This window comes from Streptomyces sp. BK022, from assembly GCF_004217355.1.
Taxonomy (GTDB): Bacteria; Actinomycetota; Actinomycetes; order Streptomycetales; family Streptomycetaceae; genus Streptomyces; species Streptomyces griseoluteus.
The window spans coordinates 233,814-252,182 of the sequence record NZ_SHKU01000001.1 but is presented as its reverse complement, the minus strand read 5'-3'; the positions used below and the strand labels follow the sequence as shown (position 1 = coordinate 252,182).

Here is an 18,369-nt window from a genome sequence, read left to right as displayed (position 1 = left end):
TCCACTCGGCTACCGCCGCCTGCCTTTCGTCACAAAAAGCGTCTCACGGGTGTGACCGCGGCTTCCTTCAGCCGCTGGTAAGCGGCTCTTCGCCGCCATCTGGACAGGTCGATGGCGACGCTCTGCTCGAGGTCGGCGTCGTAGTCGCGGTCGAGGGACGCGGTGAACTCCTCGTCCAGCACGGCGAGCATGACCTCCTCGTCGTGGTCCATGGAGCGGCGGTTGAAGTTGGTGGAGCCGATCAGGGCCGCCACCGAGTCCACGGTGATGATCTTGGCGTGCATCATCGTCGGCTGGTACTGGCGGATGTCGACGCCCGCCCGCAGCAGCTTGGTGTAGTGGTGCTGGCCGGCGAGCTGGCAGGCCCGTTGGTCGGTGTACGGACCGGGCAGCAGGATCTCCACCTTGACGCCCCGGCGGGCGGTGCGGCACAGCAGGTCGATGAAGTAGTCGTCGGGGGCGAAGTAGGCCGTGGCCAGGCGGAAGCGTTCCTCCGCCGAGGTGAGCATGACCCGGATCAGGGTCTGCATGTCCTGCCAGCCGATACTGGCCGAGCCGCGCACGACCTGGACGATCGAGCTGCCGATCTGCTTGTGCCCGGTGAAGCGGTCGCGGTCGTCGAAGAGTTCGTCGTGGCACTCGGCCCAGTTCTGGGCGAAGGCGGCGGCGATCCCGTCGACCGCCGGACCGCGCACCTGGACGTGGGTGTCGCGCCACTCGCCGGGGTTGCGGGCGTCGCCGCACCACTCCTCCGCGATGCCGACGCCGCCGGTGAAGGCGGTGTGCTCGTCCACGATCAGGGCCTTGCGGTGGCAGCGGTGGTTCTGCTTGAAGGGCGAGAGCCAGACGGGCTTGCGGAACCAGGCGACCTGGACCCCGGCCTCGTCCATGAGGTCCAGCAGCCCCCTCTCTATCCGCTTGGCGCCGAACCCGTCGAGCAGCAGCCGCACCCGCACGCCCGCACGCGCCCGGTCGGCGAGTGCGGCGGCGAAGTCGTGGGCGATCTGGCCGCGCCAGTACACGAAGGTCATCATGTCGATCGTGTGCCTGGCCGAGCCGATGGCCTCGAGCATGGCGGGGAAGATGGCACTGCCGTTGCGCAGCGGGAGCAGCTCGTTTCCCTCTGTGGCGGCCACGCCTATCAGCCGCTCCAGGCGGCGGCGCAGGCGCTGCTTGCGGGCGTCGGCGTCGAGGGCCTCGCCGGGTGCGAGAGCTACCGGAATGCCGTCGAGGGTCACAGCGAGTTCTCCAGTTGTTGCCGGGGGCGGATCGGGTCGGGGCGGCCGATGGACCCCCGAGGACCCTCATGCCCGGCACTCGGCCCATCATCCGCGCCGGTGAACCACCCCACATGTGACCGGCATCACAGTGCGTTGATCGGCATCATCAGGTCATCATATGACCTGTCCACCGACGCCGCTGAAGACGTTCGGGCGGCCACTGCGAGACAAGGATGTTGCGCGTGAAGGACCAGAGGCCCCGTGTGGGCGTGGTGGGGCTCGGGGCCATGGGCCTCGGGATGGCCCGCAGCCTGCGGACGGCGGGCTACGACGTCGGGGTCCACGACCTGCGGCCCGAAGTGGCCGCCGACTTCGCCCGCGAGGGCGGCACCGCCTTCCCCTCCCCCGGTGAACTCGCCGCCACCGTGGACGTCCTGGTCGGCGTGGTCGTCGACTCCGCCCAGACCGAGCAGGTGCTGTTCGCCGCGGAGGGTGCCGCCGGACGGTTGCGACGGGGGGCCGTGTTCGTGATGTGCTCCACGGTCGACCCCGCCTGGTCCGCCGAACTGGGCTCCCGCCTGGCCGAGTCGGGCCTCCTGTATCTGGACGCCCCGGTCTCCGGCGGTGCCGTGCGCGCGGCGGCCGGTGAGCTGACCATGATCACCTCGGGCGCGCCGGAGGCCTACGCGCTCGCCGGGCCGGTGCTGGAGGCGATGAGCGCGACCGTGCACCGGCTGGGTGACGAGGCCGGGCTCGCCTCCAAGGTCAAGGTGGTCAACCAGTTGCTCGCGGGTGTCCACATCGCCGCTGCCGCAGAGGCGATGGCGCTGGGCATCAAGGCCGGCGTCCCGGCCGGGACGCTGTACGAGGTGATCACCCACAGCGCGGGCAATTCCTGGATGTTCGAGAACCGCATGGCCCATGTGCTGGCCGGTGACTACGCGCCCCTGTCGGCCGTCGACATCTTCGTCAAGGACCTCGGGATCGTGCTCGACTCCGCCCGCCCGGAGCGCTTCCCGCTGCCCCTGGCCGCCACGGCCCACCAGATGTTCCTCCAGGCGGCCGCCTCGGGCCTGGGCGGCGAGGACGACAGCGCGGTGATCAAGATCTTCCCCGGGATCGACCTGCCGAAGCCGGAGGATGGCTGACATGGGAATCCGGCTCGGCGCCATCGCCGACGACTTCACCGGTGCCACGGACCTGGCGAACAACCTGGTGCGCGCGGGGATGCGCGTGGTCCAGCTCATCGACGTCCCCGAGGACGGCGCGCACGGCCTCGCCGGAGAAGCGGACGCTGTGGTGATCGCGCTCAAGTCCCGTACCACGCCCGTCGCGGAGGCCGTGGACGCCTCGCTGCGCGCGCTGGCGTGGCTGCGGGAGGCGGGGGCCGAGCAGGTCTACTTCAAGTACTGCTCGACCTTCGACTCCACCCCGGCCGGGAACATCGGGCCGGTCGCCGAGGCGCTGATGGACGCGCTGGACACGGACTTCACGGTGGCCACCCCGGCGTTCCCGGACAACGGGCGCACCGTCTTCAAGGGCCATCTCTTCGTCGGTGACGTGCTGTTGAGCGAGAGCGGCATGCGGGACCATCCGCTGACGCCGATGACCGACTCCAACCTGGTCGAGGTGCTGGGCGCGCAGACCACGCGGCCTGTCGGGCTCATCGACCACACGGTCCTCGCCGGCGGCGCGGACGCCGTGCGGGCCCGCATCGCCGAACTCCGCGCGCGGGGCTTCGCGTTCGCGGTCGTGGACGCGGTGTCCAACGACGACCTGGTGCGGCTGGGCGAGGCCGTGCGGGATCTGCCGCTGGTGACGGCCGGCTCGGGGCTGGCCATCGGGCTGCCGGCCAACTGGGGCCTGCGGCCCTCCACGGAGACGGCCCTGCTGCCCCCCGCCTCCGGTCACCGGGCCATCGTCTCCGGCTCGGTCTCCACGGCCACCAACGGCCAGGTCCGCGCCTTCCTCGACACCGGACGCCCCGCCTTCAGCGTCGACCCCCTCCGTGTCGCGGCGGGTGAGGACGTGACCGGGTCGGCGCTGGCCTTCGCCGAGGCGCACCTCGCCGACGGACCCGTGCTGGTCTACTCCACCGAGGCCCCCGAAGCCGTGCGCGGGGTGCAGAGCAGGCTCGGTGCCGCCCAGGCCGGGGAGCTGGTGGAGCGGACCCTGGCCGAGGTCGCGCGGGGGCTCGTGGCGCGCGGGGTGCGGCAACTCGTCGTCGCCGGGGGCGAGACCTCGGGGGCGGTCGTGCGGGCCCTCGGCGTCACCGGGCTCCGCATCGGTCCGCAGATCGACCCCGGCGTGCCGTGGTGCGCGGCGACTGCGCCAGACGGGACGCCACTCCATCTCGCCCTGAAATCAGGCAACTTCGGCGGCCCCGACTTCTTCACCACCGCCTTCGACCTGCTGGGGCCGGCATGACCGACCCGGTGGAGGAGGCCCGGCGCGAGATCGTCCGGGTGGGCACGAGCCTGTTCGCGCGGGGTTACGCCCACGCCAGCGCGGGCAACATCAGCGCCCGGGTCGGCGACTCCCACCTGATCACCCCGACCGACGCGGCCCTGGGCTTCCTCGACCCCGGCCGGCTGGCCCTCGTCGACGCCGACGGCGAGCAGCTCGCGGGCGACCGTGCCAGCAAGACCCTCACTCTGCACCGCCGCATCCACGCCGCCGATCCCACCGCCCGCTTCATCGTCCACACCCACTCCACGCACCTGGTCGGGCTGACCCTGGCCGGGGTGTGGCGCCCGGACGACGTGCTCCCGCCGATCACCCCGTACTACGTGATGAAGGTCGGGCACGTCCCGCTCGTCCCCTACCACCGGCCGGGCGACCCGCGCGTGGCCGACCTGGTGACCGCCCGCATCGCCGAACGCGCCGCGCGCGGTACGCCGATCCGGGCCGTGCTGCTCGACCGGCTGGGCCCGGTCGTCTGGGGGCCCGACGCGGCCTCCGCACTGGCCGTCCTCGAGGAACTCGAGGAGACGGCACGCCTGTGGCTGCTCACCGAGCGCAGGCCCGCACCGCTTGACGAGCCCGAACTCGCCGAACTACGCGCCGTGTTCGGCGCCCGTTGGTGAACCGCTGTCCCCCGTCCCGAGAATCCCCCTGAGCCGCTCAAAGGATTCGCCATGTCCCTCCCCACGGTCGCCGCCGAAGCCGGCCTCAACCGCGAGAACGCCGTCTTCCGCAAGGTCGTCCGGCGCATCGTCCCCTTCCTCGTCCTCGCTTACGTCGTCTCCTACCTCGACCGCGTCAACGTGGGCTTCGCCAAGCTCCAGATGTCCGCCGACCTCGGATTCAGCGAGGCGTCGTACGGCCTGGGCGCCGGGCTGTTCTTCATCGGGTACTTCCTCTTCGAGGTGCCGTCGAACCTGCTGCTCCAGCGGGTCGGCGCCCGCACCTGGATAGCCCGGATCATGATCAGTTGGGGCGTGGTCTCGGCGGCGTTCGTCCTCGTCACCGACGAGGCGACGTTCTATGTGCTCCGCTTCCTCCTCGGCGCGGCCGAGGCCGGGTTCTACCCCGGTGTCATCCTGTACTGCACCTACTGGTTCCCGTCCCACCGCCGGGCCCGTGTCATCGCGATGTTCATGTCGGCGATCCCGGTGGCGGGCATCTTCGGCAACCCGCTCTCCGGCTGGATTCTGGACACCTTCCACGGCACGGGCGGTTGGCAGGGATGGCAGTGGATGTTCGCGCTGGAGGCGCTGCCGGCCCTCGCGGTCGGTGTGGCCACGCTCTTCTACCTGGACAACGGGGTACGGGACGCCAAGTGGCTCAGCGACGAGGAGAAGGCCGTCGTGGAGCGGGCGCTCACCGAGGACGCCGCGCACCGGACCGTCCACGGCAAGGTGTGGGACGGCTTCCGCGACCCCAAGGTGTGGCTGATGAGCCTGATCTACTTCTGCTTCGTGATGGGCCAGTACGCGCTGACGTTCTGGATGCCGACCTTCGTGGAGTCGACCGGCATCAAGGGCAACCTGGCGATCGGCGTGCTCAGTTCGGTGCCATTCCTGGCCGCGCTGGTCGCGATGAACCTGTTCGGCCGCTCGGCCGACCGGCGCCGGGAGCGCCGCTGGCACCTGGTGGTCCCGAGCCTCATGGGCGCGGTCGGCTTCACCCTGGCCGCCTCCTGGTCGGGCTCCACCGCGCTGTCCCTGATCGCGCTGTCCTTCGCGGCGGCCGGCGTGCTGACCTGCGCCCCGCTGTTCTGGTCGCTGCCCACCGCCTTCCTGGGCGGTACGGCGGCCGCGGCCGGGCTCGCCCTGATCAACTCGGTCGGCAATCTGGCCGGTTTCGTCAGCCCGTACATGATCGGCGCGCTGAAGGACGGCACCGGTTCGGCGGCCATACCGATGTACGTGCTGGCGTTCAGTCTCGTCGTGGGCGCCGCCGCCGTACTCACCACCAAGAAGGACGTCGTCAACCGCTGACCGGCGCCTCCACCGGCGTCATGGGAGTGACCATGCCGAGGTTCGCAGCGAACCTGTCCATGATGTACACCGAGCACCCCTTCCCGGCCCGCTTCGCCGCGGCCGCCGCGGACGGCTTCGAGGCCGTCGAGTACCTCTTCCCCTACGCGTACGACCCCGCCGAGCTTCGCCGCCTGCTGGACGAACACGGCCTGCGGCAGGTGCTGTTCAACGCACCGCCCGGCGACTGGGACGCGGGTGAGCGCGGTACGGCCGCGCTGCCCGGCAGGGCGGCGGAGACACGGGCCGGGATCGAGCGGGCGCTTCGGTACGCGGCGGCGCTGGACTGTCCGCGGGTGCATGTGATGGCCGGCCTGATGCCGTCCGGGGCGGCACGCGACACCTACCTCGGCAACCTCGCCTGGGCCGCCGAGCGCGCGGCAGCGTCGGGGGTGGACCTCCTGATCGAGCCGATCAACCACCGCGACATGCCGGGCTACTTCCTGAACCGGCAGGCCGAAGCGCACGCTGTCATACGGGAGTTGGGCGTCGACAACGTCAAGGTCCAGCTGGACCTCTATCACTGCCAGATCACCGAGGGCGACCTCACCACGGTCCTGCGCCGGGACCTGCCGACCGGCCGGGTCGGGCACCTCCAGATCGCGGGCGTGCCCGACCGGCGGGAGCCCGACGCCGGCGAACTGAACATCGGCCATCTCTTCGATGTGATCGACGAGTTGGCCTTCGAGGGGTGGACCGGCTGCGAGTACCGCCCCCGTGCCGGGACGAGCGAGGGGCTCGGCTGGCTGCGCGACTACCGAGGAGCACACGCATGAGGATCGTCATCACCGGTGGCTTCGGCTTCCTGGGCCGCCAGGTGGCCGAACGGCTTCTGGAGACACAGACGTTCGCCGGTGCGCCCGTGGAACGGCTGGTGCTGGCCGACCTGTTCGTACCGGACGCCTCCCCGCTCGCCACCGACCCGCTGGTGGAGGTCGTCCGGGGTGATCTCACCGCCCGGCTGGGCGAGTTGTTCGCCGAGCCGGTGGACGCGGTGATCCATCTGGCGTCCGCCGTGTCGGCCGAGTGCGAGGCCGACTTCGACCTCGGCATGGCCGCCAACGTGGACACCACCCGCGCCCTGCTCGAAGCCGCCCGCGCCCAGGCGGCCGCCGGGGGCCCGGTCGTACGGCTGCTCTTCTCCAGCAGTGTCGCGGTGTACGGCTCGGACCCGGCGCTGCCGCTGCCGGAGGTGGTCAGCGAGGCCACGCTCCCGACACCCCGGTCCAGCTACGGGGCGCAGAAGTTCGTCTGCGAGCAGCTCGTCGCGGAGTACACGCGCCGGGGGTTCGTGGACGGGCGGGTGGCCCGGCTGATGACCGTGTCGGTGCGGCCGGGCAAGCCGAACGCCGCCGCCTCCGGGTTCCTGTCCGGGGTCGTCCGGGAGCCGCTGGCCGGGCTGCCGGCCGTCTGTCCCGTCGACCCCGGTCTGCGGGTGGCACTGGCCTCGCCCCGGCGCACGGTCACGGGCATCCTCCGGATCGCCGAGCTGGAGCGCGGCGAGGGCCCCGGTCAGCTCGACGGCCGGCTCCCGGTCAACCTGCCCGCGCTGACGGTCTCGGTCTCGGACATGCTCCGGACTCTTCGCCGGGTGGCCGGAGACGCCGTGGCGGACCTGGTGACCGTCGCGCCCGAGCCCGCCGTGGAGGCCATCGTGGGGTCCTGGCCGGCCGACTTCGACAACGCCCGCGCCGCCACGCTCGGGCTGGCCGCCGACCCGGACTTCGAGTCGGTCGTCCGGGAGTACCTGGCCGACCACGCCGACGCGGTGACCGCCGTCACCGCGCTGGGGGCGGGGCCGCGGAGCGCCGGTCGATAGACTGAAAAGCATGTTTTCCAAGGTGAGCGGTCCGATACGGCTCGCGGACCGGGTCGCCGCGATCCTCGCGGAGGAGATCGAGTCCGGGCGGCTCGCCGAGGGCGACAAACTGCCGACCGAGGTCGCGCTGGTGAAGCAGCTCGGCGTGAGCCGTACGGTCGTCCGCGAGGCGGTGTCCCGGCTGCGCAACGCGGGCCTGGTCGAGCCGCGCCAGGGCCTCGGAGTCTTCGTCCTGCCCCGGCGCACCCGGCCGCTCGACCTGGAGGGCGAGTCCCCGGGCACCAAGTCGAAGGTGCTCCAGATCGTCGAGGTCCGCGCGGCCCTGGAGGGCGAGGCGGCGGCCCTGGCCGCGACCCGTGCCACGCCGGACGACATCGCCCGGATGCGCCTCGCGCTGGCCGCGCTGGACACGGCGGTCGCCGCCGACGGCGACGGCGTGGACGAGGACCTCGCCTTCCACCGCACCATCGCCGAGTCCACCGGCAACCCGGTCCTCGTCCAGACGGTCCGCTACCTCGGCGAGGTCGCCCGCGACGGTATCCGCGTCACCCGCGCCAACGAGGCCCGCCGCACCGACTTCATCGAGGCGGTCCGCCTGGAGCACCACGCCATCCTGGCCGCCATCGAGTCCCACGACCCGGAGGCCGCCCAGGCCGCCGCCCGCCTCCACCTCCGCCACGCCGCGTCCCGCCTCCAGGACGCGGACGAACACTTCTGGACGGCGACCGACGGGCTGGACGTGCGGCTGGGCACGGACACCTGACAGCCAGGGCCGGAAGGCAGCGGCCTGTGCGGAGCGAGCGCTCGGACTCGACCGACCCGGGCGCGCCGTGATCTACGTCATTCCGGGCAATCCATGGAATTTACTCCAGCCTCTGAAAGGTTGGTGTTTACATCTGATCGTCGAGGATGCGAGGCACCCGTGAACCACTCCCCCACCGAGCAGGCCGCCGACACCGTGGCCCGGCTGCGCGACACGTTCCGTACCGGGCGGACCAAGTCCGTCGAGTGGCGTACGGAGCAGCTGCGCCGGCTGCGCGCGATGCTGACCGAGCACGGGGACGACCTCGCCGCCGCCCTCCACGCGGACCTGGGCAAGAGCACCACCGAGGCCTACCGCACGGAGATCGACTTCACGGTCCGCGAGATCGACCACACCCTGGAGCACCTGGCGGAGTGGCTGCGCCCCGAGCCGGCGCCGGTCCCCGCCTACCTCGGTGACGACGCGACGGCGTGGACGCAGTACGACCCGCTCGGTGTCGTCCTCGTCATCGCTCCCTGGAACTACCCGGCCCAGCTCCTCCTCGCCCCCGTGGTCGGCGCCCTGGCGTCGGGCAACGCGGTCGTGGCGAAGCCGAGCGAGCTGGCCCCGGCGACCTCGGCGGCGCTGGCCGAGCTGATCCCGGCCTACCTCGACACCGACGCGGTGGCCGTGGTCGAGGGCGGCATCCCGGAGACGACGGCCCTGCTGGCCCAGCGCTTCGACCACATCTTCTACACCGGCAACGGCACGGTGGGCCGTGTCGTCATGCGGGCGGCGGCCGAGCACCTCACCCCGGTCACCCTCGAACTCGGCGGCAAGTCACCGGCGTTCGTCGACCGGGACACCGACCTCGACGTGGTCGCCGACCGGCTGGCGCGCGGCAAGTTCCTCAACGCCGGGCAGACCTGCGTCGCCCCCGACTACGTCCTCACCGACCCGGAGACCGCCCCCGCCCTGGAGGCGGCGCTCGTCCGCGCGGTCGAGGGCATCTACGGCGCCGACCCGGCGGCCTCCCCGGAGTACGGCCGCATCGTCAACGAGCGCCACTTCGACCGGCTTTCCGGCCTGCTCGACTCCGGCCGGGTGGCGGTCGGCGGGGACAGCGACCGTACGGACAAGTACATCGCGCCGACCGTGCTGGCCGATGTGGCGCCGGACGCACCGGTGATGCGGGAGGAGATCTTCGGGCCCATCCTCCCGATCGTCACCGTGCCGGACCTGGACGCGGCGGTGGACTTCATCAACGACCGCGACAAGCCCCTCGCGCTCTACGTCTTCACCGACTCCGACACCACCCGCGAGCGCATCGCCGCGGAGACCTCCTCCGGCGGCCTCGGCCACGGCCTCCCCCTGGCCCACCTCACCGTCTCCGACCTCCCCTTCGGCGGCGTCGGCGAGAGCGGCATGGGCAGCTACCACGGCCGCTACTCCCTGGACACCTTCAGCCACCGCAAGGCGGTACTGAGCAAGCCGCTGGCCTAGCGCCACCGCCGCCCCGCCTCCACGCCGTCCTCGCCCCCGCTGTTGCGGGCGAGGGCGGCGGGGTGCGGCGGCGGCCATGTCACGCACCCCCGTTGGCCGACAAATTCCCTCCCTCACGCCGCCGGACGGCAATGTCACAGAGCCGCGATCACGCCGACACCGCCCGTGAATGCCACGAGACCTACGACCGCCGGGGCACGTCGGCCGCCGGTGTGAAGGCGTCGGACGACGCGGACGCCCACGTCGTCGGCCAGAGCTCCAGCTCCTGCCCGTGACCGTGCGGTCCGGTATGCAGGCACGCCGTCGGCGGGCGGCCGGCGGCGGTCAGTGGACAGCGACGCGCTTGTCCTCCAGCGGAGTTGCCTCGTGCCTGTGCACCGACGGCACCGCCAGCACCGCCCCCACCGCCGTCACCTGCCACAACACCCCGAACGCCAGCAGCCGCTCCGCGCCCACGACTCCCGACACCGGCCCGGCGAGCGCCAGCCCGAGCGGTCCCAGGGCGAAGGCACCCAGACTGTCGAACGCGCCGATACGCCCCCGCACCTCCGCCGGAACATCCCGCTGAATGACGGTGGCGGCGAGGGTGGTGCAGACGGCCGCGCCGATCCCCGCGACGAAGGCGGCGACCGCCACACAGGCGAGCGGCAACCTCATGGCCAACGCGGCCACAGGGGCGGCCCACCCGACGGACGCCGCCACGGACCAGGTCAGCCCCCGCCGGGGGTTCCGGCCGAGCAGCAGCAACCCGCCGAGGATCGCCCCGATGCCCTCCGACGCCAGCACCAGTCCCCACGCCCGCGCCCCGCCGAGCCGCTGCTCGGCGATGGACGGCCCGAGCACCAGGAACGGCGCCCAGAGAAAGAAGTTGAAGAGGCCGATGTGGAGAGTCGTGACCCACAGCCAGGTACGTGAGGTGAACTCGCGCCAACCGCGACCGAGTTCACTCAGCACACCACGCCCGGAACCCGGAACCCGCGTCACCGGCAACCCCGCCAGCGCCACGACACTCATGCCGTAACTCACCGCGTCGAGCGCCACCACTGTTCCCGGGTCGAAGGCGGCGACGAGCAGCCCGGCGAGCCCCGGTCCCAGGATCGAGGTCACCGGTCGAGCCATCCCCAACAGGGCGTTGGCAGATGCGAGTTCCTCCGGTGGGACAAGACCGGGAACCAGTGCCGACAGCCCCGGCATGAACCCTCCCTCGCCCATCCCGAGGAGCACCGCCAGCACGACGACCTCCCAGACGCGCGCGCCGCCGGTGAGCAAGAGCAGTGCCAGCGCGGCCTGCGAGCCGAACCGGAGCGCATCCGCGGCCAGCATGACCGTACGGGCTCCCCACCGGTCGGTGAACACGCCGCCGAGCAGGAGCACGACCAGCACGGCGAGAATCCGGGCCGCCATCACCCCGCCGACGGCGTCGACCCCACCGCCGGGAAGCCGCAGCACGGCGAAAGTCGTGGCGATCGTGTTCATGCCCGAGCCGAGGAGCGACGTGGTCTGCCCCAGCAGAAAGCGCCGGAACCGGGCATGCCGCAGCACACGCAGCCGGTGAGTACCGAGTGTCATGAATCCGCACCCTGCCTGCGCCGAGCAATTCACCGCAAGGGTTTTCCTCGAATAAACACCGTCCTTTTATAAACGGCTCTCATTGAAGCAATTCGGCGCAGTAAATGGAGCAGGTTTACTGCAACACGCCTGATGGTAAGGTCAGCCCCCGAAACCCAGGAATGCGTCCGGAAATCTCATTTACTGCGGGGGGCACCATGAGCGAGGACCAGGCGACCCCGGTCGAGTACAGCGCCGCCGTCGACCGCTACCTGGCGAAAGCGGGCCTCGGCCCCGCGTCCCGCCGCGTCTACCGCATCTCCCTGCTCGGCTGGGCCTGGCCCCTGGTGGGGCGGCGCACCCCCACCGGCCGCGCCCGCAGAGGTGCCCATCCCCCGTCCGTCCCCCTCTCGGTGCTCGACGACCCGGGGACTCAGGAACGCCTGCGCCGAGCACTTGCGGACCGCTCCACCACGGCACGCCCGACCACTCTCGTCCGCGAGTTGGCCTGCTTCCGCGCAGCCATCGCCTGGTGGCTGGCCCAGAGCTGGATCACCACGGACCCGGCCCGCGACCTGGCCCAGCCACTTCCGGCGGCCTCGCCCCGGCCCCCGGACCGCGCCCGAGCCGCACTGGCCCTGCGCGCACCCCTCAGAGAGCTGGCCTTCTGGTACTTCCTGCATGAGTCAGGAGCTCCCGTGGAGCACGTGCTCGCCCTCGACATCGACCACCTGGACCTCCCGGCCCGCCGTACCAGACCCGGCGCGTCGGCCCGCCTTGCCTGGGGCGAGGGCACAGCCCGGCTGCTCCCCCTCCTCCTCGCCGGCCGCACGGCGGGCCCGGTCTTCGTCACCGCCCGCCGGGCTCCCGCGACCACACCCCCGGCCGACCGCTGCCCGGTGACCGGACGTGGCCGTCTCTCCTACCGCCGGGCGGCGGAACTCTTCACCGCCGCGACCAGGCCGCTCGACCCGTCCGGCCACGGCTGGACCCTGCTGGCCCTGCGCGACCGCGACGGAACCGCGACGCCCTGACCTACCCCGGCCCGTCCAGTACCGCCCGCAACTGGTGCAGCCGTACCGCGAGGTGGAGTCTCAGCGCGGAGTCCGCCGAGCGCCAGTCGTCACCGAGGAGAGCCGCGATGCGGTCCAGGCGCTTCAGGAGGGTGTTGGTGTGCACATGGAGGGCGTGGGCGGTCCGGCTGAGGTTTCCGGAGTGGGCGAAGTAGGCGGCGACCGTGCTGACGAGGTCGGTCGCGCGGCGCCGGTCGTAGTCGAGGAGGGGGCCGAGGGAGTCGGTGACGAATCCCTCCAGCTCCTGTGCGCGCCGCGGGTCGAAGACGAGCCCGTACATCGCGTACCGCCGTGTCGTGGCTCCCCGGTCGGTCTCACCGAGGCTGCGCATGACGTCGAGGCAGCGGACGGCCAGCGTGTAGGAGTGCGCGCGGTCGTGCCCGGTGATCCGGTCGGCGACCACGAGCACCGGGGTACCGAGCCTGCGGCGCAGCCGTTGGTGCAGCGTCCGTACCGCAGTCTCCGCGTCTTCGGCGCGGAGCAGCATCGTCGCGCGGCCCAGGAATTCACCCGCGAGGCCGGAGAACTCCGCTGAGAGGGCGTGCAGTTCGCGCACGACGTCGGCGGTGGACCGGTCGTGGCAGTCGGCCGCGACCAGGGTGTCCAGCCGGTCGACGTCGACGCCCCGGGCGAGCGCGCGGTCGCGCAGCGCCGGATGGACGGGCTGAAGCGGCGGGTGGGACAGCAACTCCATGAGCAGTTCGCCCCGTACCCGCTCCTCGGCCTCCACGCGGGCGTCCCGCAGGAGCGCGAGCAGGCCGGTGATCTGGGCCGAGCGCTCCAGCATCCGGACGTCCGCCGACTCGGTGGCCGCGCGCCGTCTCAGCGACAGCGAGCCGAGGTGGCTGCCCCCGGCCTGGATGGCGGCCACGCTGAGGACCGTACCGTCGCTTCCCTCGCCGTGGACGCACCGGCCGGTCCGGCGCGCCCGCGCCAGCAACTCCGCTTCCAGGCCGGGGTCCTCCCCCGCGGTCACCACCCCGGGAGAGCGCGTGGCCACCACCTCGTCGTCCCGGTCCCGGATGGTGATCACGCCCTCCAGGTGGTCGACCAGCGACTGCGCGATGTCACCCGGTCCGCCCCCGGTCAGCACCACGTGGGTCAGCGCCTCGTGCACGGCGGCGGCCCGCTCCATCGTGGCGACCTGGCCCTCGATGACGCGGTAGGCGTCCTGGAGCCGCTGGAGCGCCACTCGGCTCTCGTCGTACAGCCGGGCGTTGTTGAGCGCTGTCGCGGCATGATCGGCGAAGGCGCTGAGGAGGGCGACCTCGTCCTTCTCGTAGGGGCGCTCGGTGCGGTCGGCGGCGAAGAGGACGCCGATCACACGCTCGCCGACCAGGAGGGGGACGCCGAGCAGTGCCACCAGCCCCTCGTCGGAGACGAGGCGGTCGAACACGGGATCGCGGTGGAAGCCGTCGGCGTGGCGGTAGTCGCTGACCCAGACGGGGGCCCTGGTCTCGATCACCCAGCCGCCGAGCCCGGCCCCGGCGGGCATGCGCGCGGAGGAGAACTCGGACGAGATGGTGCCGGCCGACGCGCTGAGGACGAGAGCGCCGGCCGTGTCGCGGAGCGAGAGGTAGACGAAGTCGCTGCCGATCAGTTCGTGGGCCTCCCGGACGATCGACAGCAGCACCTGGTCCACCTCGCCCAGCACGGTCAGCGAGCGGACCGTCGCGTACAGGCTGCTCAACTCGCGTTCGCGGCGCAGCCGGTAGGCGGCGAGTTCACCCTGACCGCCCGCGCCCGCCGGCTCGGAATCGCTGTGTGCCATCGCTCGCCTTCACCGAGACGCTAGGTGGTGGATTCGCCCACCTCTGAGGTGCGAGGAGTGTAGCGACTCCCCATCTCCCAAAGCGCTTGCTCAGCTCTACTCTCACCCCACACAGAGCTGTGGCACATGTCCCGACCGGCCGGCGGGCGTCCCCGCACATACCCCTGACCAGAACCGGAGGGATGCCTCCCATGGCCTCATCCGCGCAGGCCCACGTCCAGGGCAACGGCTCCGATCCCGTCACCGCGCCCGTACGCCGTGCCAACTGGAGGCTGCTGGCGGCCGGGCTGACCGGCAGCTCGATCGAGTGGTACGACTTCTTCCTCTACGGCACGGCGGCGGCACTGGTCTTCCCGCACGTGTTCTTCCCGCACTCGTCCGCGTTCATGGGCACGCTGCTCTCCTTCAGCACCTTCTGGGCGGGGTTCGTGGCCCGGCCGCTGGGCGGGCTGCTCGCCGGTCACTTCGGTGACAAGCACGGCCGCAAGCCCACGGTCGTGGCGTGTCTGATCGGCATGGCCACCGCGACGTTCCTCATCGGCTGTCTGCCGAGCGCGGCGAGCGTGGGGGCGCTCGCACCAGTGCTGCTGGTGCTGCTCCGCTTCGTCCAGGGCGCGGCGGCGGGCGGCCAGTGGGGCGGCATCGCGCTGCTGCTCACGGAGTCGGCGCACCCCAAACGGCGTGGTTTCGCCGGTACGTTCGGCCAGACGAGCGTCCCGGTCGCGGTCATCATCGTGAACCTCGTCTTCACCACGACCGGCTCGCTCGTCTCGGGCGACGCGTTCCTCGACTGGGGCTGGCGCATCCCGTTCCTGCTCAGCGCGGTGATGTTCCCGGTCGTCCTGCACATCCAGAACAAGGTCGAGGACACCCCGGACTTCCGCGAACTCAAGGAGGCCGCCGCCCGCAGGCCGGAGGCGAGCGTGGTCCGGGCCCCGCTGACCGAGGCCGTACGCCGCAACTGGCGCACGATCCTGCTCGGTTGCGGCACCCTGTCCGCCACCAACAGCCTCTTCTACGTGAGCATCACCGGCCTGCTCAGTTACGGCACGACGACCCTGCACATGGACCGCGACTCCCTGCTCACGGTCACCCTGTTCAGCTCGGCCCTGATGGCCGGGATACTCCCCTGCGCGGGCCACCTCTCCGACCGCTTCGGCCGCCGCAGGCTGATCCTGGTCGGCGGACTCGGCGTGGCCGCATGGGCGTTCCCCTACTTCGCCCTGGTGAATACGGCCTCGGCGCCGCTGGTGTTCGTCGCGATCACGGTCGGCTTCCTCTTCCAGGGACTCACGTACGGCCCGATGGCGGCCTTCCTCGGCGAGCTGTTCGCGCCCCACGTCCGCTACTCCAGCGCCTCTCTGGCCTACCAGCTCTCCGCGATCGTGGTCAGCGGCGGCACGCCGATCCTGATGACCACCGTCATCGCGAAGACCGGGTCGACCACGCTGGTCGCCGTGTACATCGCCCTGATGGGCCTGATCACCTTCGCCGCCGCGTGGTTCCTGCCCGAGACGAACCCGGCCGAGGTGCGCCGCGACCCCGAGGCGCTGCCCGGATCGCAGCTCTACTCCTGACCGGCCGGATTCCCCAACGACGAGGAGTAAGAGCCATGTTCACCCCCCAACCGGGGTTCCCGCTCGGCGACATCCCCGCCGCCTACGCGGCCGAACGCCGCGACTCCGCAGCGGTCCGCGCCGGCGACGCGGAACTGACCTGGGAGGAGCTGTACCGGGCGAGCGACGCCGTCGCGCGCGGCCTGAGACTCTCCGGCGTCACACCCGGACACATCGTCCCCCTCATGCTGCCGAACGGCCTGGACGTCGTCGTGGCGGCCTTCGCCTGCCTGAGAATAGGCGCGGTGCCCCAGCCGTTGTCGACCAGGCTGGCACCGGCCGAGGAGCGGGCGATCCTCGCCCTGTCCGAGCCGCCGGTCGTGATCGGTCTCCAGGAGGGTGCGTCCGGCCGGTCCACAACCGTGGCCGAGTTGCGCCGGCTGGGCGCCGGTGAGGGCGAGCCGGCCACCGAGCTGACCACCGTGATCGGCCCGTCGTGGAAGGCGCCCACCTCGGGCGGATCGACCGGCCGGCCGAAGATCATCCTGTCGGGGGCGGAGGGGGCGTTCAACCCCTTCGACATGGAGGCCTGGGGACTGCGTCCCGGCGAGCGGTCCCTCGTCACCGCCCCCGTCCACCACAACGCCCCCTTCTCCACGGCCATGACGACGCTGTTCAACGGCGGCACGGTCACGCTCCTGGAGCGGTTCGACGCCGAGCGGGTGCTGTCCGAGGTCGAACGGCACGCGATCACGTGGGTGTATCTGGTGCCGACCATGATGCGCCGCATCCTGGCCCTCCCTGAACCGGTCCGCGCCCGCTACGACCTGTCCTCCCTCGTCTCGGTCTGGCACTGCGCCGAACCCTGCCCGCCCGCGACCAAGCAGGCGTGGATCGACTGGCTGGGCGCGGACCGGATCTGGGAGCTGTACGCGGGCACCGAGGCCCAGGCCGGCTGCACGATCTCCGGCACGGAGTGGCTGGCGCACCGGGGCTCGGTGGGCCGTCCCGCCTGGGGCGAGATCAAGATCGTGGGGCTGGACGGCACACCGGTCACCGAGCCCGGAGTTGCCGGTGAGATCTTCATGCGGGTCGCGGACGGCAAGCCGCCCGCCTTCCGATACCTGGGAGCCGAGGTCCAGGAGACCCACGGCTGGTCGACCCTCGGCGACATCGGCGAATTCGACGCGGACGGCTATCTGTACCTCCACGACCGCCGGTCCGACATGCTCCTGGTCGGCGGGGTGAACGTCTACCCCGCCGAGATCGAGGGCGCTCTCACCGAGCACCCGCACGTCCTGTCCAGCGCGGTCATCGGCCTGCCGGACCCGGACCGGGGCAACCGCGTCCACGCCATCGTGCAGATCGAGGAGGGGCGTACCACCACCCCCGAGGAGATCAACGACTTCCTGGCCACCCGGCTGTCGCCCCACAAGCGGCCCAGGTCGGTCGAGTTGGTGACGGAACCGCTGCGCAGCGCGGCCGGCAAACTCAGGCGCTCGGCCTTGCGTGCGGAGCGTCTGGAGTAGTCGAAGCGGTGGGAGTGGGCGAAACCGGGCCGGCGTCCAGGTCCCGCGGCTGGCCGGGGCGCTCCGGGTGCCGCGCCCGGTGGTCGTTGCGGACGCTCACTCATTCGGCCGACGGGTGGAATCACCGCAGATCGATTTCCGGCACTTACTCTGCGGAGAACCCCGTCGGTGCTTCCATCGGAGATCAGAGATGAATGACCAGCAGAACGCGAAGGAAGTCCCGCGGCGTCAATTCGTGGCGCTCTCCGGTGCGCTGGGCGCCGCGACGGTCCTGACGGGCGCGGTCGCGATGGGCGGCGGTACCGCCGCGGCGGCGAGCGGTGCCGACGCTGGTCCGGGCCCCGACTCGTGCCCCACCACGCCTCCCCCGGGCGGCACCGGCTCGTGCCCGCCCGCCAGCCTCCAGAGCGTCTGCGGCCGGCCCACGGACAACGACCCGCTGTGGCACGACGTCCAGTACTGCACCAGCGGGATCGTCCCCCCGCCGCCGCAGACCAAGCCGGACTGCCTGAAGATGACCGCGAACTACGTCGTGCTGCACGGAAAGCCGGAGACCACGCACAACTACCTCCTGCTGCCGACGTGCCGTGTCACGGGCATCGAATGCCCGTTCCTCGTGACCAGCGGCCCGCCCAACTACTGGCACGAGGCGTGGGAGAACGCCCGCAGCGGCGGCGATGTCCCCGTGCAGTACCCGAACATCGGCCTGGGCATCAACTCGCAGAACGCCCGGCGCTTCGACCAGCTCCACATCCACATGGCCGGCGTCCGGGCGAGCACGCAGCGGCGCCTGCAGGAACTCGAGTCACAGGGCCGTATGGCCACATCCCCCGCGCAGTGGGCGAACCCGGCCAACCAGGCCGCCGTCACGGGCTCGGCGGGCGACCGCGTGTACCGCGTCCTCCGGCTTCCCAACCTCCGGGACAACCTCTTCAACCTGCTCTACACCAACGTCGTCCGCCCCGGCTCGCTGAACATGGCCGACCAGACGATCATCGTGGTCCCGAAGATCACCGCCACCGGGTTCGCCGGTGCCTTCTACGTCCTCAACAGCGACACGTCGATCCATGACGGCACGAGCACATGCGACTACCTGCTCGTGTATAGCTGACACACATGTGCTGGGC

At 71.5% G+C, this 18,369-nt stretch carries 16 protein-coding genes; 13 read left to right on the top strand and 3 right to left on the bottom strand.

The genetic code is table 11. The features are described from left to right. Window positions 1-29: 29 nt before the first annotated feature. Window positions 30-1,223: a phospholipase D-like domain-containing protein gene (locus EV284_RS01210; RefSeq protein ID WP_130330937.1), complete on the bottom strand. Its 1,194-nt coding sequence runs from the start codon at window positions 1,221-1,223 to the stop codon at window positions 30-32. Window positions 1,224-1,462: 239 nt separating this feature from the next. Here EV284_RS01210 and ltnD point away from each other — a divergent pair, with 239 nt between their 5' ends. The 9 genes from ltnD (at window position 1,463) to EV284_RS32545 (ending at window position 10,040) form a co-directional block, all read left to right on the top strand. Beyond that, on the top strand, window positions 1,463-2,368 hold the full coding sequence (gene ltnD, locus EV284_RS01205; RefSeq protein ID WP_130329378.1) for an L-threonate dehydrogenase: 906 nt from the start codon (window positions 1,463-1,465) through the stop codon (window positions 2,366-2,368). A gap of 1 nt (window position 2,369) precedes the next feature. Continuing rightward, entirely contained in the window at window positions 2,370-3,647 is a 1,278-nt protein-coding gene (gene otnK / locus EV284_RS01200) for a 3-oxo-tetronate kinase (protein ID WP_130329376.1), read from the top strand. Continuing rightward, window positions 3,644-4,306, top strand: coding sequence for an aldolase (locus EV284_RS01195; protein ID WP_130329374.1), 663 nt, complete (start codon window positions 3,644-3,646; stop codon window positions 4,304-4,306). Before otnK ends, EV284_RS01195 begins: the two co-directional genes overlap by 4 nt. A gap of 51 nt (window positions 4,307-4,357) precedes the next feature. Beyond that, window positions 4,358-5,662, top strand: coding sequence for an MFS transporter (locus tag EV284_RS01190; RefSeq protein WP_130329372.1), 1,305 nt, complete (start codon window positions 4,358-4,360; stop codon window positions 5,660-5,662). Window positions 5,663-5,694: 32 nt separating this feature from the next. Beyond that, on the top strand, window positions 5,695-6,477 hold the full coding sequence (gene otnI / locus EV284_RS01185) for a 2-oxo-tetronate isomerase (protein WP_130329370.1): 783 nt from the start codon (window positions 5,695-5,697) through the stop codon (window positions 6,475-6,477). After that, window positions 6,474-7,520: a D-erythronate dehydrogenase gene (denD, locus tag EV284_RS01180; RefSeq protein WP_130329368.1), complete on the top strand. Its 1,047-nt coding sequence runs from the start codon at window positions 6,474-6,476 to the stop codon at window positions 7,518-7,520. The genes otnI and denD overlap by 4 nt, the downstream gene beginning before the upstream one ends. A 10-nt stretch (window positions 7,521-7,530) precedes the next feature. Beyond that, window positions 7,531-8,283 (top strand): FadR/GntR family transcriptional regulator, encoded by a 753-nt coding sequence (locus EV284_RS01175; protein ID WP_130329366.1) that lies wholly within the window; start codon window positions 7,531-7,533, stop codon window positions 8,281-8,283. A 159-nt stretch (window positions 8,284-8,442) separates the two neighbouring features. After that, on the top strand, window positions 8,443-9,765 hold the full coding sequence (locus EV284_RS01170; RefSeq protein ID WP_130329364.1) for an aldehyde dehydrogenase family protein: 1,323 nt from the start codon (window positions 8,443-8,445) through the stop codon (window positions 9,763-9,765). A gap of 131 nt (window positions 9,766-9,896) precedes the next feature. Further along, complete coding sequence (locus EV284_RS32545) at window positions 9,897-10,040, top strand: hypothetical protein (protein WP_165425423.1); 144 nt, start codon at window positions 9,897-9,899, stop codon at window positions 10,038-10,040. A gap of 49 nt (window positions 10,041-10,089) precedes the next feature. Here the strand turns inward: EV284_RS32545 and EV284_RS01165 are convergent, their stop codons facing one another. Next, window positions 10,090-11,334, bottom strand: coding sequence for an MFS transporter (locus EV284_RS01165; protein ID WP_130329362.1), 1,245 nt, complete (start codon window positions 11,332-11,334; stop codon window positions 10,090-10,092). Between the two features lie 197 nt (window positions 11,335-11,531). On the opposite strand from EV284_RS01165, the gene EV284_RS01160 reads away from it, so the two are divergent. Next, window positions 11,532-12,347, top strand: coding sequence for a hypothetical protein (locus EV284_RS01160; protein WP_130329360.1), 816 nt, complete (start codon window positions 11,532-11,534; stop codon window positions 12,345-12,347). Window position 12,348: 1 nt separating this feature from the next. On the opposite strand, the gene EV284_RS01155 is transcribed toward EV284_RS01160, so the two are convergent. Then, complete coding sequence (locus EV284_RS01155) at window positions 12,349-14,157, bottom strand: GAF domain-containing protein (RefSeq protein WP_130329358.1); 1,809 nt, start codon at window positions 14,155-14,157, stop codon at window positions 12,349-12,351. Between the two features lie 191 nt (window positions 14,158-14,348). Between EV284_RS01155 and EV284_RS01150 the strand changes: the two genes are divergently transcribed. The 3 genes from EV284_RS01150 (at window position 14,349) to EV284_RS01140 (ending at window position 18,353) form a co-directional block, all read left to right on the top strand. Then, on the top strand, window positions 14,349-15,734 hold the full coding sequence (locus EV284_RS01150; RefSeq protein WP_130329356.1) for an MFS transporter: 1,386 nt from the start codon (window positions 14,349-14,351) through the stop codon (window positions 15,732-15,734). Between the two features lie 35 nt (window positions 15,735-15,769). Beyond that, the gene (locus tag EV284_RS01145; RefSeq protein WP_130329354.1) at window positions 15,770-17,242 is read left to right on the top strand and encodes an AMP-binding protein; all 1,473 of its coding nucleotides are present in this window, start codon (window positions 15,770-15,772) and stop codon (window positions 17,240-17,242) included. A gap of 190 nt (window positions 17,243-17,432) precedes the next feature. Continuing rightward, window positions 17,433-18,353, top strand: a complete 921-nt coding sequence (locus EV284_RS01140; protein ID WP_242625488.1) for a CDP-diacylglycerol diphosphatase — start codon at window positions 17,433-17,435, stop codon at window positions 18,351-18,353. The last annotated feature ends 16 nt before the right edge of the window (window positions 18,354-18,369 follow it).

What these genes read in the sequence shown, in the direction of transcription:
- EV284_RS01140 (WP_242625488.1), top strand. Translation starts at nt 17,433, where the DNA reads ATGAATGACCAGCAGAACGCGAAGGAAGTCCCGCGGCGTCAATTCGTG.
- EV284_RS01150 (WP_130329356.1), top strand. Translation starts at nt 14,349, where the DNA reads ATGGCCTCATCCGCGCAGGCCCACGTCCAGGGCAACGGCTCCGATCCC.
- EV284_RS01145 (WP_130329354.1), top strand. Translation starts at nt 15,770, where the DNA reads ATGTTCACCCCCCAACCGGGGTTCCCGCTCGGCGACATCCCCGCCGCC.
- otnK (WP_130329376.1), top strand. Translation starts at nt 2,370, where the DNA reads ATGGGAATCCGGCTCGGCGCCATCGCCGACGACTTCACCGGTGCCACG.
- EV284_RS01165 (WP_130329362.1), bottom strand. Translation starts at nt 11,334, where the DNA reads ATGACACTCGGTACTCACCGGCTGCGTGTGCTGCGGCATGCCCGGTTC.
- denD (WP_130329368.1), top strand. Translation starts at nt 6,474, where the DNA reads ATGAGGATCGTCATCACCGGTGGCTTCGGCTTCCTGGGCCGCCAGGTG.
- EV284_RS01155 (WP_130329358.1), bottom strand. Translation starts at nt 14,157, where the DNA reads ATGGCACACAGCGATTCCGAGCCGGCGGGCGCGGGCGGTCAGGGTGAA.
- EV284_RS01195 (WP_130329374.1), top strand. Translation starts at nt 3,644, where the DNA reads ATGACCGACCCGGTGGAGGAGGCCCGGCGCGAGATCGTCCGGGTGGGC.
- EV284_RS32545 (WP_165425423.1), top strand. Translation starts at nt 9,897, where the DNA reads ATGTCACAGAGCCGCGATCACGCCGACACCGCCCGTGAATGCCACGAG.
- otnI (WP_130329370.1), top strand. Translation starts at nt 5,695, where the DNA reads ATGCCGAGGTTCGCAGCGAACCTGTCCATGATGTACACCGAGCACCCC.
- EV284_RS01175 (WP_130329366.1), top strand. Translation starts at nt 7,531, where the DNA reads ATGTTTTCCAAGGTGAGCGGTCCGATACGGCTCGCGGACCGGGTCGCC.
- EV284_RS01190 (WP_130329372.1), top strand. Translation starts at nt 4,358, where the DNA reads ATGTCCCTCCCCACGGTCGCCGCCGAAGCCGGCCTCAACCGCGAGAAC.
- EV284_RS01160 (WP_130329360.1), top strand. Translation starts at nt 11,532, where the DNA reads ATGAGCGAGGACCAGGCGACCCCGGTCGAGTACAGCGCCGCCGTCGAC.